The sequence below is a fragment of the Mesorhizobium sp. M7A.F.Ca.CA.004.06.1.1 genome (assembly GCF_003999135.1).
Taxonomy (GTDB): domain Bacteria; phylum Pseudomonadota; class Alphaproteobacteria; order Rhizobiales; family Rhizobiaceae; genus Mesorhizobium.
The window spans coordinates 1-15,386 of the sequence record NZ_RZPQ01000060.1; the positions used below are offsets into that span (position 1 = coordinate 1).

At 60.0% G+C, this 15,386-nt stretch carries 11 protein-coding genes and 2 pseudogenes; 9 read left to right on the forward strand and 4 right to left on the reverse strand.

The genetic code is table 11. The features are described from left to right. The 8 genes and pseudogenes from EN906_RS38945 to EN906_RS06460 form a co-directional block, all read left to right on the forward strand. A pseudogene (locus EN906_RS38945) lies at nt 1-357 on the forward strand (L-aspartate oxidase); the annotation flags it as partial. Nucleotide 358: 1 nt separating this feature from the next. Then, nucleotides 359-1,240 (forward strand): carboxylating nicotinate-nucleotide diphosphorylase, encoded by an 882-nt coding sequence (nadC, locus tag EN906_RS06430; RefSeq protein ID WP_127269492.1) that lies wholly within the window; start codon nt 359-361, stop codon nt 1,238-1,240. Between the two features lie 174 nt (nt 1,241-1,414). Further along, nucleotides 1,415-2,383: a biotin synthase BioB gene (gene bioB / locus EN906_RS06435; protein ID WP_236383478.1), complete on the forward strand. Its 969-nt coding sequence runs from the start codon at nt 1,415-1,417 to the stop codon at nt 2,381-2,383. Then, nucleotides 2,380-3,519: an 8-amino-7-oxononanoate synthase gene (locus EN906_RS06440; protein ID WP_127269494.1), complete on the forward strand. Its 1,140-nt coding sequence runs from the start codon at nt 2,380-2,382 to the stop codon at nt 3,517-3,519. The genes bioB and EN906_RS06440 overlap by 4 nt, the downstream gene beginning before the upstream one ends. After that, the gene (gene bioD / locus EN906_RS06445; RefSeq protein WP_127269495.1) at nt 3,516-4,151 is read left to right on the forward strand and encodes a dethiobiotin synthase; all 636 of its coding nucleotides are present in this window, start codon (nt 3,516-3,518) and stop codon (nt 4,149-4,151) included. The genes EN906_RS06440 and bioD overlap by 4 nt, the downstream gene beginning before the upstream one ends. Further along, a complete protein-coding gene (locus tag EN906_RS06450) occupies nt 4,151-5,416 on the forward strand; it encodes an adenosylmethionine--8-amino-7-oxononanoate transaminase (protein WP_127270883.1) in 1,266 nt (421 codons plus the stop codon). Before bioD ends, EN906_RS06450 begins: the two co-directional genes overlap by 1 nt. Continuing rightward, nucleotides 5,413-6,396, forward strand: a complete 984-nt coding sequence (locus EN906_RS06455; RefSeq protein ID WP_063169256.1) for a beta-ketoacyl-ACP synthase III — start codon at nt 5,413-5,415, stop codon at nt 6,394-6,396. Before EN906_RS06450 ends, EN906_RS06455 begins: the two co-directional genes overlap by 4 nt. Nucleotides 6,397-6,569: 173 nt before the next feature. Continuing rightward, the gene (locus tag EN906_RS06460) at nt 6,570-8,213 is read left to right on the forward strand and encodes an MFS transporter (RefSeq protein ID WP_063169257.1); all 1,644 of its coding nucleotides are present in this window, start codon (nt 6,570-6,572) and stop codon (nt 8,211-8,213) included. A 234-nt stretch (nt 8,214-8,447) separates the two neighbouring features. Here the strand turns inward: EN906_RS06460 and hemN are convergent. Both hemN and EN906_RS06470 read right to left on the reverse strand, forming a co-directional pair. Continuing rightward, nucleotides 8,448-9,774: pseudogene (gene hemN, locus EN906_RS06465) on the reverse strand (oxygen-independent coproporphyrinogen III oxidase). 464 nt (nt 9,775-10,238) lie between these two features. Continuing rightward, entirely contained in the window at nt 10,239-10,595 is a 357-nt protein-coding gene (locus tag EN906_RS06470; RefSeq protein WP_024505577.1) for a hypothetical protein, read from the reverse strand. A gap of 681 nt (nt 10,596-11,276) precedes the next feature. Here EN906_RS06470 and EN906_RS06475 point away from each other — a divergent pair. Continuing rightward, complete coding sequence (locus EN906_RS06475) at nt 11,277-12,416, forward strand: porin (protein ID WP_127213822.1); 1,140 nt, start codon at nt 11,277-11,279, stop codon at nt 12,414-12,416. A 482-nt stretch (nt 12,417-12,898) separates the two neighbouring features. Here the strand turns inward: EN906_RS06475 and EN906_RS06480 are convergent, their stop codons facing one another. Together EN906_RS06480 and EN906_RS06485 are read right to left on the reverse strand one after the other, a co-directional pair. After that, the gene (locus EN906_RS06480; protein ID WP_127213821.1) at nt 12,899-14,770 is read right to left on the reverse strand and encodes an acyltransferase family protein; all 1,872 of its coding nucleotides are present in this window, start codon (nt 14,768-14,770) and stop codon (nt 12,899-12,901) included. Between the two features lie 83 nt (nt 14,771-14,853). Continuing rightward, nucleotides 14,854-15,384, reverse strand: a complete 531-nt coding sequence (locus EN906_RS06485; RefSeq protein ID WP_127375105.1) for a CpaD family pilus assembly lipoprotein — start codon at nt 15,382-15,384, stop codon at nt 14,854-14,856. Nucleotides 15,385-15,386: the final 2 nt, after the last annotated feature.

Consider the following 15,386-nt stretch of genomic DNA (forward strand, 5'->3'; position numbering starts at 1 on the left):
TCGTATACCCGGCGACCGCGCAGATGCTCCACATTCGTCCCTCCACGACCAGACGCTTCCGTGGTCCGCCCGATTGTCTCCGCCGCCCTGGGTATCATCCGCGACGGCGAGGCAATGCGCGAAGCGGTGGCGACCCTGCTGCCGATCGCAGCCAATAGTGTCGCTGCCTCTGGTCCGGCTTTGGTCTCACTGATGATCGCCGCGGCGGCCCTGAGGCGGGAAGAGAGTCGAGGCGCGCACTGTCGGTCCGATTTCCCGCTCCACGATGCCAACGTGCGCCCATCACGGCTGACACTGCACAGCGCAATGCGGGCCGCGGCCGCACTCGATTGCCGGGCTACCATACGGAGCACTTGATATGACTTCATTCTCCCCCCTCCCCGCGACCCTGATCGAACCGATTGTGCGCATTGCGCTCCTCGAAGACCTGGGCAGATCCGGCGACCTGACCACCGATGCGGTTATCCCGTATGATTGCACTGCCACGTTGGTGCTCAAAGCGAGGCAGGCGGGCGTCGTTGCCGGGCTCGATCTGGTCTCGTATGCCTTCCTTCTCGTGGAACCGGCGATCAACATCCAGATCTGGCGCCCTGATGGCAGCGAGGTTGGGGCCGGGGAAACCATTGCAAGATTGTCCGGACCCGCACGAGGCCTGCTCACGGCCGAACGCACGGCCCTCAATTTCTTATGCCGGCTGAGCGGCATTGCCACTGCCACAGCGGCCATGGTTGAGGCCGTGCGCGGTCACAAGGCGAGGATTGTATCGACGCGAAAGACGACGCCCGGGCTGCGGGCATTGGAGAAATACGCCGTGCGCGTCGGCGGCGGTGCCAATCACCGGTTCGGCCTCGATGACGGCGTGCTCATAAAGGACAACCACATCGCGATCGCCGGCGATATCCGCACAGCAATAGAGCGGGCGCGCGCCGCAGCAGGGCATATGGTGAAGGTCGAGGTCGAGGTCGACACGCTGAAGCAGCTCGATGCAGCGCTCGCGATTGGTGTTGACGCGGTGCTGCTCGACAATATGTCGGTCGAGGATCTTGCCCGCGCGGTTTCTATAGTGGATGGCCGTACGATCACCGAGGCGTCCGGTCGGGTGATGCCGAAAACGGCGGCGGCGATTGCGGCGACCGGTGTCGATCTCATCTCCATGGGTTGGCTGACGCACAGCGCCCCGATCCTCGACATCGGCCTGGACATGCCGGACCACCAGAACATCTGCAAGCACTTGAACTGAGGATTACGGCGTGAGGAGCAACATCAGCTCGGCAGGCGTAGGAGGTGCTGGAAAGACGTGCCGCAGCTCGCCTTTAGCGAGTGCGCCCCAAAGCCAAGAAGGCGTACCGGACTAGCAAACAAAGGTTTGACGATGACGATTGGAATGAACTCGGAGTTCGACGTGAACCAGACCATGCAATTGGTCGATGGAACGCCTCCGCGATGGAACCGCAAAGAGGCCGAGGCCATCTACGGCATGCCATTCAACGATCTGCTGTTCCTAGCTCAGACGATCCACCGCCAGAACTTCGATCGAAACCGAGTGCAGCTGTCGCGGCTCCTTAGCATCAAGACCGGCGGGTGCCCTGAAGATTGCGGCTATTGCAGCCAGTCTGCGCATTACGAAACCGGTGTGAAGGCGTCGAAGCTGGTGGACGTCAAGCATGTCATCGACGAAGCGGCCAAGGCGCGTGATGGCGGCGCAACGCGCTATTGCATGGGCGCGGCGTGGCGAATTCCCAAGGAGCGCGACATGGACGTTGTGGTCGCCATGATTGAGGGCGTCAAGGCCCTCGGCATGGAGACCTGCATGACGCTCGGCATGCTCGATCTTGAGCAAGCTGCTCGCCTGAAGCAGGCCGGTCTCGACTACTATAACCACAACATCGATACCTCTGAGCGCTACTATGGCGAGGTTATTTCAACCAGGACTTTTGCCGACCGGCTGGAAACGCTTGGGCACGTGCGCGCGGTTGGGATGAAAGTCTGCTGCGGCGGCATTGTCGGGATGGGAGAAGAAAAGACCGATCGCATCGACATGCTGGTCACGCTCGCGAACCTGCCCGAGCCGCCGGAAAGCGTGCCGATCAACATGCTTATTCCCATCGAAGGCACGCCGCTTGCCGCGGCCGACGCCATCGATCCGATCGATTTCGTCCGCATCGTTGCGCTCGCGCGGGTGATGATGCCGAAATCCTATGTAAGGCTGTCCGCCGGCAGGACGGCGATGAGCGACGAAACGCAGGCGCTGTGCTTCTTTGCCGGCGCCAATTCGATCTTTGTCGGCGACACGCTGCTGACGGCGGGAAATCCCGGCGAGGACAAGGATACCCTTCTGTTCCGGCGCCTCGGCATTGAGCCTATGGAACTCGCCACGCAATGAAGGAGGCAATTCTTGCCCGCTATGACGCAACCTTGCGGGGACTGGGGCGCAAGGACCGGTTACGGACGCTCGCACCGCGCGCCGGGCTCGACTTCTCGTCGAACGACTATATCGGACTTGCCGCCTCCAAAAGACTCGGCGATGCGGTTTCGACGGCGATTGCGCGGGGCACGCCAGTGGGCGCAACCGGATCGCGGCTGTTGCGCGGCAATGCACCGGAACATGAGCAACTGGAGGCGGACGCAGCGGCATTTTTCGGAGCCGAGCGTGCACTGTTCTTCGGCAGCGGCTATATCGCCAACTTCGCTCTGCTGACGGCCCTGCCGCAGAAAGGCGACCTGCTGGTCCTCGACGAGCTCGCTCATGCCAGCATGCATGAGGGTGCCCAAGCCGGGCGCGCTGAGTTCAAGCTGGCCGCGCACAACGACGTCGACGCTGTCGAGGACGCAATCACCCGCTGGCGCGCCGAAGGCGGCATGGGGCGGGTGTGGATCGCCTTCGAAAGCCTTTACAGCATGGATGGCGACCGTGCGCCGATGGAGAGCCTGGTCGCGCTGGCTGATCGGTACCAGGCATTCATCGTCGTCGATGAAGCGCATGCCACCGGCGTCTGGGGGCCGTACGGCCGGGGACTGGCCGCCGCGTATGAAGGCCGCGACAACATCGTCACGCTCCACACATGCGGCAAGGCGCTTGGCGCATCCGGCGCGCTCGTTACCGGACCGCGAACACTCTGCGACTATCTTATCAACCGGTGCCGGCCATTCATCTATGCGACCGCACCATCGCCGCTGATGGCAGTCGTGGCACGTGAGGCGCTGACTATTCTGTCTGACGAGCCTATGCGTCGTGCTCAGTTGCACGAGCGTGTCGCTTTCGCGAGCCGGCAATTGGCCGAACGCTGCGGCGTGATGCCCAGCGGCTCGCAGATCCAGCCGCTTGTGATCGGCGATAACAGCCGCACCATGGCGGTGGCGGCAGGACTGCAGGCACGCGGCTTCGACATACGCGGCATTCGCCCGCCGACAGTGCCTGAGGGTACGTCGCGCCTGCGCATTTCGCTGACTCTCAACGTCGACGAAGCCGACATTTCCGCCATGGTCGAGGCTCTCGTCGGAGTGTTGGCCACAGCATGACCAAACGCATCGTCGTCACCGGAACAGACACTGGAATTGGCAAGACAGTGTTTTCGGCCGGACTTGCCGGGCTGCTCGACGGCTTCTACTGGAAGCCGGTGCAATCGGGCCTCAACGAGGAGACCGACAGCGAGGTCGTCGCCCGGCTTTCCGGCTTGCCCGACGGACGCGTGCTGCCCGAAGTCTATCGACTGACGATGCCGCTGTCGCCGCATCGATCAGCCGAAATCGACGGCGTCGCGATCGAGGCCGACGATCTTTCATTTCCGGTCCTGCCGACACCGCTCGTCATCGAAGGCGCCGGCGGGCTGATGGTGCCGCTCAATCGACAGACAAGGTTCATTGACATATTCGAACAATGGCGGCTGCCGGTCATACTGTGCGCCCGCACCGCGCTTGGCACCATCAATCATACGCTGTTGTCGATCGAGGCCCTGAAAGCCCGCTCCATCCCGCTCATCGGCATTGCCTTCATTGGCGAAGAGGTGGCCGATACACAAAGGACAATCGTGGAATTCGGCGGCGTGCCGCAGCTGGGCAGGCTGCCGCACCTCGGTCCGCTGACGGGTGAAACGTTGAGAGATGCAATGATTTCCGGCTTCGACCTGGCCATGATTGCCGGAGGCGACTGATGGCGGAGTCTCGAGTCTGGCATCCGTTCACGCAGCACGCGCTAGAGCCCTCGGTCCCTGAAATCGTGCTGACTGAAGGCGCCTATCTCCACAAGGCCGAAGGCTTCCGCATCCTCGATGCGATTTCTTCCTGGTGGGTCGTCACCCATGGCCATCGCCACCCCCGCATCATGAAGGCCATCGAGACGACCGCTTCGAGCCTCGACCAGATCATCTTCGCGGGCTTCACCCACGAGCCGGCCGAACGGCTGGCCGAGGCGCTTGTCGGCATCGCACCCGCCGGCCTCGACCGGGTGTTCTATTCCGACAGTGGCTCGACCTCAGTCGAAGTCGCGCTGAAGATGGCGCTCGGCTATTTCCGCAACATCGGCGCGCCGCGTTCGCGCATCGCCGTCATGGAGCACAGCTATCATGGCGACACGATCGGGGCGATGAGCGTCGGCGCCCGCGGCGTCTTCAACGCCGCCTATGATCCTTTGCTGTTCGAGGTCGACGCCATCCCCTTCCCGGCCGCCGGGCGCGAGCAGGAAACGCTGGATCGGTTCGAGGCCGTTAGCCGCGACCGGCGCGCAGCCGCGCTGATCGTCGAGCCGCTGGTGCTTGGCGCCGGCGGCATGCTGATGTATCCGGCCTGGGTTCTTGCCGAATTGAAGAGGATCGCCGAAGCCTCCGGCACGCTGCTGATCGCCGATGAAGTGATGACCGGCTGGGGGCGCACCGGAACCATGTTTGCCTGCGAACAGGCGTCCGTCTCGCCGGACATCTTGTGCACGTCGAAAGGTCTGACCGGTGGTACCATCCCGCTGGCCGCCACGATCGCCACCGATGCCATCTTCCACGCTCACTTTTCGGAGGATCGCAAGAAGACGTTTTTCCATTCGAGCTCCTACACCGCCAATCCGATCGCCTGCGCGGCAGCACTTGCCAATGTCGAGATCTGGCGTGACGAGCCGGTGGCCGAGCGGATCGCGGTCTTGAGCGCGAGGCAGGCCGCCGGGCTGCAACGCTTCCGGGGCAATCCATATTTCACCGACTGCCGGACAACCGGCACCATCGCGGCACTCGACCTACGCACCGGCTCAGCCGGTTATCTGGCCGAGATCGGGCCAAAACTGCGCGCTTTTTTCCTTGAGCGCGGCCTGTTGGTGCGCCCGCTCGGCAATGTCCTCTATCTTCTGCCGCCCTATTGCATCACCAGCGACGAATTGGACGGGCTCTATGACGCGATAGAGGAGGCCGGCGAACGCTTCGGCTCGCGGCCATGAACCTATCGTCGCGCGTTCTCGGCTTCGGCCATCATGCGCCGACGCGCAAGGTCGAGAACCCGGAAATCGAAGACCGGCTCGGGCTTGAGCCCGGCTGGATCGAGCGGCGCACCGGAATTCGCTCGCGCTTCTGGGCAACAGACGAAGACACGCTGTCGGGCCTTGCCGCCTCTGCCGGCGACATGGCGCTGACCAATGCCGGTATCGACCGCGGCGACGTCGGTCTACTCTTGCTCGCCACGTCGACGCCCGATCACCTTCTGCCGCCAAGCGCGCCGCTGGTCGCACATCGGCTGGGGCTAGGCCGCGCCGGAGCGATCGACCTGACCGGCGCCTGCGCCGGCTTCATCTATGCGCTGATGTTCGCCGACGGGTTCACCCGCCTGCACGGCAAAGCGAGCCTTGTCATCGCCGCCAACATCCTCAGCCACCGCATCAATTTGGCCGAGCGCGCCAGCGCCGTGCTGTTTGCCGATGCCGCCGGCGCCATGGTGATCAGTCCTTGCGATGACCCGGATCGAGGCATTCTCGGCGCTTCGGTGGATTCCGACGGCTCGCGCTACGGGCTAATCCAGATTCCCGCCGGGGGAAGCAACACTCCGTTCCATGCCGACCTCGACCTCGCGCAGACACGGATGACGATCACTGACGGCCGTGAAGTATTCAGCAAGGCCGTGGAGATGATGACCGCCTGCTCGAGAGATGCGCTCACTGCTGCCCGACTGAGGCCGCAAGACCTCGATCGTTTCGTGCCGCATCAGGCCAATGCGCGCATTTTCGACGCGGTCGGCAGGAACCTCGGCATCGCTGATCACTCGATCGTCAAGACGATCGCCGAATATGGCAACTCTTCCGCCGCGACGATCCCGCTCTCATTGTCGCTGGCCCATCGGGCGCAGCCGTTTCGGCCTGGCGAGAAAGTCCTCTTGGCGGCAGCGGGTGCGGGTCTCAGCGGCGGCGCGCTTGTGGTGGGAATTTAGCAAAGCAATGCTTGCGCACAGGACTGCTCATGAATGAGACTATGAGAATGGCTCAATACGCAAATAGTCGCCGGCAAGCTCCATAGAGCTGGGGTCCGTGCGGTGCTCCGCGATGTCTAAGTATCGACCCGCTTGCTCAAATCGCAGCGCTCATCGAAGGCCAGCAATACCTCATGCAGAGCGAAAATCCCCAACCGCCCGTTTCAAAGACGCTCGCCCCATTTCGAAACAAGGTGTTTCGCTCAATTTGGGCGGCCACCCAGATTTCCAGCCTCGGTTGGCTAGTGCAAACGGTCGCCATCAGTTGGCTTATGGCAACGATTTCAGCGTCCGACCTCATGGTGGCACTCGTCCAGGCCGCATCCACATTGCCGGTGTTCTTCCTCTCAGTTTTCGCCGGAGCCATTGCCGACAACTTCAGCCGCCGGTGGGTGATGTTTGCGGGACACTGCCTGATAGCATCGGCGTCGACGACGCTGATGATTTCTGTGGGTCTGGGATTTGTCAGTCCTTGGCTGATTCTCGGGTTAGGTTTCCTGGCCGGCTGCGGCTTTGCCTTGAATGATCCGGCTTGGCACGCTTCGGTCGGCGATATCCTTCACAAACGCGACATTCCGGCCGCAGTGACGCTTATGTCCGTCGGATACAACATTGTGCGCAGCGTTGGTCCAGCCTTGGGGGGCGTGATCCTGGCCGTCTTTGGGCCGCTGGCCGCTTTCGCCTTGGCTGCGGTGAGTGATCTGGCGCCCATAAGCGCGATATGGCGCACCAAATGGGAGGTCCGCTCTTCGCCTCTCCCTCGTGAGAGAATGACGACGGCAATTCATGACGGAGTGCGCTTTACGGCGATGTCTTTGGAGATCAGGGCAGCGACCGCCCGAGCCGCTCTTTTCGGGTTGGCAAGCATCTCCATTCTGGCGTTGCTCCCCCTCGTCGTCCGGGATCAGTTGAAGAGTGGGCCAATTGTCTACGGTATCTTATTGGCCGGCTTCGGCATGGGTGCTTTCATCGCGGGTATGGGCAACGGCTTCTTGAGGAAGGTCACGTCTCAAAACAGGCTGGTGGCCTTCGCCTCTGTGGCTTGTGCAGTCTGTTGCCTCTCCCTTGCCCTTACATCGTCGCTTCCTGTGGCGGCCATTTCGCTGGCGCTCGGCGGAGCGGGTTGGCTTATCACCTGGACGGGCATTGACGTGTCGGTGCAGTTGGCAAGCCCAAGGTGGGTTGTAGGCCGCACGCTCTCCATTTACTACGCCTTGAGCGCAGGCGGTATGGCTGCTGGCAGCTGGATCTGGGGTTCTGTCGCGCAAAACTATTCCTTGACCTCAGCATTGGAGGGCGCCGCAGGCGCTCTGTTGCTGGTTGCAGCAGCGGGGATCGTGTTGCCGGTCCGTCCCTGGGAAGAAACCGATCAAGAAAGTTCAGTTTTTCATCCGCCGGACGTGGCTCTCGATCTGAAACCCAGAAGTGGCCCTATCGTGGCCAAGGTCGAGTATTTGATATCGGAGGAAAATATCGAGGCCTTTCTGGGCTCCATGCGCACGCGGCGACACGTCCAGAGCCGTGCCGGTGCACGAAACTGGACGCTCCAGCGAAATCTGCAAACACCGTCACTTTGGACGGAGACATTCCGCACCCCCACCTGGATGGACTTTCTCCGCCTAAATCATCGACTCACCGCAGCAGATAAGGAAGTCGCCCAGCATCTCCTGTCACTGCATGAAGGAGAGGTGCCTCCGCAGACAGTGCTTTCGATTGAACGGACGACCGAGGCAATTCGTACCCGTACCTCGACAATCTTTTCTCGTCCTCCAAGATGACGCCATCAAGCTGCTGTCCAGGGACAGGGTGGATCACCGGTGCTTTGCAGAGCACAGCCTCACACCGAGAGCAGCGTGCTCCGGGTTGTGCGCTTTCGCGCGCACCCAGGCGAGATGATGGTGAACGCGGCGTCAAGTGGAAGTCCCCTGCATACGCTTGCGGAGTCTTCTGCGAGAGCCCATGCCGACGAGCGCCAAACAAGGTCTGATGCCTTTCGGCGTCGTGGCCTCAACTCATCGATTCGCGAGAAAAGCATCGAATGCAGCAGCAACGGCGCGAACAACAAAGCGGTGCTCCGGCCGCACGCGGATGAAGCCGTTTTCGACGTCCAGGATCCCCTCCTCAGCCAGCGTCACCAAACTCTCAACTGAATCGAGAAAACGAGCTGGTTCGATTTCGTGGGCGGCACAGATGGTCGGCACGTCGGCCTCCAAATCGCACATCAGTCGCTCGATGATCGCTGCGCGCACCCGGTCATCGTCGGTCAGACGGTGACCCTTTGATGTCGCCAGACGTCCACTTGCGATGTGCCGGGCGTAAGAATCCCGTGTTACTTCGTTCTGAACATACCCCTCGCGGACTCGGCCAATAGCCGACGCGCCGAAGCCGATCACGTTTTGCAAGTATCGGCCGAGTATCCCAGCGAATTACGCCGTAGGCGCCCGGTCTTCTGGCGCTAGCGCAAGTTCGTCGTCCGGCGGAGCGAAATGATCGAGCCCGATCTCCCGGTAGCCAGCGCCAACCAGTGTCTCGGCGACAGTTGCAGCCTGTTCGGCGCGAAGATCGCCGTCCGGTAGACCTGCCTGCTCGATTAGGCGCTGATTCTTTATCACGGAAGGAATATGCGCGTATCCGAACACCGCAAGCCGGTTGGGGCGCATGGCGACCGCAGCCATCGCGGTCTGGATGCAGGACTGCACAGTCTGTTTCGGTAGACCGAAGATGAGGTCGAAGTTGATATGGCCAACGCCATGCCGGCGGAGATTTTGGACTGCAGCGGCCGTCTGCACCTTACTCTGGATCCGATTGATCGCCTTTGCACATCGGGATCAAAGCTCTGCATCCGATGCTCGCGCGGTTGACACCGTTAGCTGCCAGGGCTTCGGCCATTTCCGGTGTGAACGTTCGGGGATCGATCTCCACGGCGATCGCAGCAGTTTTGCTGAAAGCGAAGTGGCGGCGTAGAAATTCCATCAGCGCCAAGTGCTCGGCTGGCCCGATAAGGTGAGGCGTTCCGCCGCCGAAATGCACATCGCTCACCGGCAGCCCTTGCCGCACTTGCTCCGACACCAAACTGATCTCCTGACGCAGCACCGCTAAATAATTAAGGATCGGGCCGTTGCGACGGATGACCGCGGTAGGGAAGCCGCAATACCAGCACATGGATCGGCAAAACGGAATGTGGAAATAGAGCGACACCGATTCGTCGGCCGGGAGGCCCCCCAGCCATTCCTCATAATCGTCAGCACCAACTGCCGCAGAGAAGTCTGGCACAGTCGGATAGATGGTATACCAAGGCGGCCGGGGGTCCCGGTACTTTGTCAGGATTGAGGTGTGCAAGGAGCTGTCATCCCACGTCGCTCATCCATCATTCTTTCGTTGCGCGCTCGTCCTGGTCTCTGACCTAAGTCAGTGCGTCCCGCTTATGTCGCAGTCTCGTTTGGACAGGATGGGGTCAACCACGCCGGGGAGCGCGCGTGCCATGGTTGCGCCTGAGGTGATGGTGCGGTGCCGCATTCAACGTCTGAGTACGTGACGCCAGTGCAGTGTGCTTGAGGCGTCTGCGGAAGAACTTTGCAATGCGAAATTCATGTCCGACGCAACGGACCTGTCAAGCCTCGTTCAGACGCCATCCAGGTCCAGCCAGCGGCCTTCCCTGCCGGCCGAAAAACCATACCGGCTTTAGCCACCGAGACGCTCTAAAGCTGACGTCGGCTCATTTGATGAAAGGAGGACGCCGCTAGGGGGTGCACAAGGTTCCCCGGCTTGACGTCGCTTCGAGCGAAGAGCGGTGTGGCTTGTCGTCAAGCGCCGGGCAGCGTGCCCCCTACCGATATCCCGAAAAGATCGACCAAGATGGCCATGCCGACGCCACACGCGGTCTGGATGAGGCCGACCATGAAAATGCGATTGGCGCGTTCGTAGATGGGGCGCCGCAAGGAACTCATGTCGAGCAGCATGGACAGCGCTCTCATCTGCAGTGCGATGCCGAGCAGGATCGGCACTACGGCGAACAGATCGTAGAGTTGCCATGGCAAGGGGTTCGCGGCCCAATGAGTGAGGAAGCCGAGGGAAAAGGCAAGCAGGATACCCACGGCAGTGATTGTGCCGTTGCGGAAAATGGTCTCGATCGGTTCTTCCTTCGGATCGTGCTCGTCCAAGCGGCTTCCTTTCGTTGCTCTTTCCGTCGAGACTAAGTTCTCGAGAATACTGTTCATCGCCAATTACTCGAGGCGAGCCGTAGGCAGCCGTTTCAGGGTGCGCTCCCTCTCGCTTCCGGCCGCGCAATGTACCTGCACGGCGAACTTACAGCGGCGAAAAGGTGCTGCGGCCACCATGCGACGCCTCGGACGTGCACGCCCTCTGTTCCTGGCGCAGCCCTTGCGGAGCGTACGCGCAGTGATCCTTCTCGGTAGCGGATGGCGCGGCCTCCGTTGCGGTCAGACGGGAAGCCGTCGCTGTTAAACGAGACTGTCACATATCGAACATGGCGAACCGTGTCGCACATTTCTTTTCGCAGTGACCCTCAAAAAAAGTGATTCCAGCGAGACGAAGGCGCGTCGGCCCGATTTTGGTGTCGGCCGCATCTACGCTTCAGGTTGGCATGTCGCTTGCTGCTCTATTCGGAGAGCTGCAGCGGTCCGACCGGAGTGTTTCACATGTAAACGATAATGAATCTCCTAGCAGAAAACACTATTATAAGTACATGTGGCTTTTACGCTGGCTCACCTCTCGTGTCAAGCGCTTTGGCGTCCACATATTGGAGACAACACGCACAAAATTTAGAGGAAAAGCTTGCTCTTTCGCCTCTATCCTTTTTATTCCTTCATGGAGATCTAGACATGTACATCAAGAGTCCTCTTCTCGGCTTAACTGCTCTGATGACCATTTCCGTCGGTCGAGCAGCTGGCGCCGAGCGGGAACCGGCCGAGTACATCAAGATCTGCGACGTCCTCGGCTCGGGATATTCCTATATTCCCAACACCGAGACCTGCCTGCGCATCGGCGGCTATGTCCGTTACGATATCGGCCTGGGTGACGTCCGATCGTATGACAGCGCAAGAACCTCGGACGTGAGAACTGGCGAGGACCAAGGCACTTGGCGAAACAGCACACGCTTCACGTTCAAAACTTGGACCGGCCAGCAGACCGAGCTCGGCGCGTTGACGACCTATACCGAAACCCAGGTGAATTTTGGCAACAGCGCTAACTCGCATGACAGTCCTCAGAACTATGATTTCAACAGCGGCCTCGCACTGGCTTCTGCCTGGGTCGAGCTGGGAGGCCTGCGAGTTGGCAAGGAGGGGTCGGCCTTCGATACGTTTGCAAGCTACGCTGGCAACGTTCTCGATAGTATGCTCGTTCCGTCGGCCGGCTTCGACACCAACGTGGCTCAGTACCACTTCGACGCCGGCAACGGCATTTCGACTGTGATTTCGCTCGAACAAGGATCGGGCTCAGCCGGTACTATCGACAGCTATATTCCGCACGTTGTCGCCGGCTTGAAATACACGCAAGGCTGGGGCTCGATCACCGGCGTCGCGGCTTATGACAGCAATTACGAAGCTTTTGCCGGCAAGATCCGCGTCGACGTCGCTGTCACAAACCAGCTGTCGCTGTTTGGACTCTTCGGCTACGGTTCCAATGCCAGTCTCAACGAGGACTCAAACGGCGCAATTGCCAATCATGGGCGCGGCTCGTACAAAATCTGGAACGGCCAGTGGGCTTTCTGGGCGGGCGCCACCTACGAGTTTGACGAGAAAACTTCGTTCAACCTTCAGGTCTCGGGTGATCAGCTCAAGGATGCTGGTGTGGCTGCAAACGTCGCCTACATGGTCGTTCCCGGCTTCACGGTCACAGCCGAGGTCGATTACGACCACTACGGCAACTCTGGCCTCGGCCCTGCCGAGCCTACCGCCGTCAAGGGCACGAGCAAGCCGAACAGCGTCGGCGGCATTCTCCGCTTACAAGGCTCATTTTGAAATCTCTCCAGTCGCGAGCATGGCAAAGGCACTTGCCTCGACAACGCACGCATGGAGAGCTTCGTTCGCCATCTTGAAGTCTGCATCGACCGTCCACGGCCCATCGTACCAACTAGAAACTGAAAGTTATGAGCCCTGTGTACTACACCTAGCCCTTGACCTGCCCGATGAACCGGCCAGGGGCCGTCAGTTCAAATTCGGGGCCGTTTAGAGGGCAGTGTGAGGCCGTGTTAGGTAAGCGCCACTGCAATGTCGAGGCCGCGACACGCCTGTCGCTTTGGACGGCTGGAATTGCCCTTCGCGGCGCCATTCATTCTCTCAACATTTACGTGATAATGCACGCTGAGTCCGAGCCGCGTGGCAGCACCCATCCTAGGTCACTATCGGGGGGCCTTAAACCTGAACAGCTCCATCGTCGCGGCTGCTGCGGAAGCAGGAGCTATCACTGGGACCCGTACTGGTGCTTGTCAGCCGCTGAGCCGCTACTTCGTCTTAGGAAGAGCATTGTCCTTGCCAAAAGCCGGCCAGTATTTCGAGATTGCCAGTGTGGCGCCGGCTGAAGAGAAATGACCATAGTCGAAATATAAAAACTCTCCTCTATCGAAATAGGCGCAGCGTCCTGCGCTGCACAGGAATTTCAGCGGATCGATGAATGTGGCGCCTTTGGTAAATGAGCGCACACGTTCGTTGACGTCGGGGTCCATCGCGATCGGCCAGGACGTATCGTCCAGATTTTGGCGCTTGGCGAAGAACGCAATTTTCCGGACGTCAGTTGGGAACTGCGGAGACTGGCCGATGACAAACACGCGCACGCCCAGGGCACGAAGCGTAGCGATTGTTTGCTGAAGACCGTCGAAACCTCTGACCTCATAGTCACTCCATCTACCGCTGAGGATAACCGTCTTGATGTCCGCTTCCAAGATGACGTCCAAGGCCTTGCGATTGAACCGGACACAATCAAGACGATCGTACGGGTAGTAATAGAGTATCGGCGCGCAGCTGGCGTACGTATATTCAACGATGTTCGCCTGCAATCGATTTATGTTAGCACCCAAGCCGGAAACATAGTGCGCGGCGAAGGAGTCGCCCCACAAAAAAACCGTTGTTGGAAAACCGCTGGTGCGCGTGCAATCCTCCATATTCCAGCTTTCGATCCGGCTGGTGCCCTCGTTGAAACAGATGCCATTCCTCCAGTCCCCGACGGAAATGCGCCGCTGGACATAGTCCGGAAACCGTTGCGGAAAGCCGTTGCCGAGCGCCCCCGCCGCTCCGCCGGCACAAAGGACAACGATCGCGAGCGCTGAAAAGGCGAAGATAGGCCCCGGGGAGGTGAAGGCCCTCTTCTGTCGAAACGGCTGCTCTACAAACTTCCAGGAGAATGCAGCCAATGCGAGGCTTGCCACCAACATCGCACCGGTCATCAACGGATCGAGTTTTTGGAACGAAAGATAGTGCGCGAACGCATTGAGAGGCCAGTGAACAAGATACAACGAATACGAGATGAGCCCAATCCAGACCAGCGGCCTGACTTCGAGCATGCGGGTGGCGACCGTCGAGGGGGTATTTTGGCCAACATAGATCAGAAGGGCCGTTCCGATGCATGGATACAAGGCGTTGTAGCCTGGGAACGGATCACTCGCCGAAATCGCGAAGAACCCGATGGCGAGAAGGCCAAATCCGGCCACCCCCACCGACTCCATCAGGAATCGGTTGCCCAGCGGCGAGGGGCATTTGAGCATGAGCAGGGCGCCCAACATGAGTTCCCAGATTCGGGTCGGCAGCAGATAGAATCCGGCGGTGGGTGCCAGCGATGTCGCCATCACCGCCACTACGAAGCTGCAGAGAATTATCGGAAGAAGTGTCGTCAGCCAGCGCTTCCCGATGTAGCGATAGATTAGGAACATCAGGATTGGTGCGAAGATGTAGTACTGCTCCGCTACGGAAAGCGGCCAAGTGTGCAACAGTGGTAGAAGCGCGGCATCGATAGAGAAGTAACTTGACGTTTTCCAGAAGAAAACGTTCGACCAGAAGGTCGAGGTAGCTATGATGCTAAGACTGAATCCGCGCAGATCCGGTGGCAGAAGAATGAACAATGCCGCAATGCAGGTGAGAAGCATCACAAAGACGAGCGCCGGCAGAATGCGCCGGGCACGGCGCCAGTAGAAGTTGACGATGGAAAATTGGCCGCGTTCAAGGTCATCCAGGAGGCTTCCGCTGGTTAGGTAGCCGGAGATGACGAAGAAGATATCGACCCCGCTAAAGCCACCCGGGATCGCCGAAATTCCGAAATGAAAGAGTACGACCGGAAGTACAGCAACGGCCCTAAGGCCCTCGATATAGCGCCTATATTGCATCCAGCGGTTCCTTTTATTTTAGATCAGGACGCGATTGGAAGCTTTCAATCTCCGGTAGGAGTGCTGCCGAGATAAGGGCGGTATCAGCCACCTTTATCCGTCCCGAATGTTCTGTAAGTTGCAACTGGTACAGAAGCACGATCGCCATCGCCGGCCTTGACGGCCTGATTGTCGAGCAGATCGCGCGGATCGTTGACCATCACGGCCAGGTTATGTCCTGTCGAACAACCAAGCGGCTGTTTGAAGGATTCTTCATTGGGTAAGGCACCATATGAGGGACAGACCGGCGGACGGGCGTGATAGACAATCGCCTCAATTCGCACTGAGCCGGCGTCGTGTTGATCGCGCAATTGAATGTTGTCTTCTTCGATTGCCAACTGCCTGGCCTGATGGGCTACCCCTGCGCTGAGCTGGGGCGAACCGCTGATGAGGAGGTGGATGGCATCGAACCGGCCGCGACTGGCCTTGTCTAGGAAAACACGCAAACGCTGCCGTTCGGAAGCGCGCAGGCTTTGCAACGTCAGGACGGTGGTCTCCTCTCGGACAAGCATTGGTGCCGATGGTTCGACATCAACTGGCGTAGTGCTTGTGCAGCCACTTACGCTTGGTGCCAGAG

Bases quoted from the DNA above. Each gene is read 5' to 3' on its own strand.
- nadC (WP_127269492.1), top strand. From the start codon at position 359: ATGACTTCATTCTCCCCCCTCCCCGCGACCCTGATCGAACCGATTGTG.
- bioB (WP_236383478.1), top strand. From the start codon at position 1,415: ATGCAATTGGTCGATGGAACGCCTCCGCGATGGAACCGCAAAGAGGCC.
- EN906_RS06440 (WP_127269494.1), top strand. From the start codon at position 2,380: ATGAAGGAGGCAATTCTTGCCCGCTATGACGCAACCTTGCGGGGACTG.
- bioD (WP_127269495.1), top strand. From the start codon at position 3,516: ATGACCAAACGCATCGTCGTCACCGGAACAGACACTGGAATTGGCAAG.
- EN906_RS06450 (WP_127270883.1), top strand. From the start codon at position 4,151: ATGGCGGAGTCTCGAGTCTGGCATCCGTTCACGCAGCACGCGCTAGAG.
- EN906_RS06455 (WP_063169256.1), top strand. From the start codon at position 5,413: ATGAACCTATCGTCGCGCGTTCTCGGCTTCGGCCATCATGCGCCGACG.
- EN906_RS06460 (WP_063169257.1), top strand. From the start codon at position 6,570: ATGCAGAGCGAAAATCCCCAACCGCCCGTTTCAAAGACGCTCGCCCCA.
- EN906_RS06475 (WP_127213822.1), top strand. From the start codon at position 11,277: ATGTACATCAAGAGTCCTCTTCTCGGCTTAACTGCTCTGATGACCATT.
- EN906_RS06480 (WP_127213821.1), bottom strand. From the start codon at position 14,770: ATGCAATATAGGCGCTATATCGAGGGCCTTAGGGCCGTTGCTGTACTT.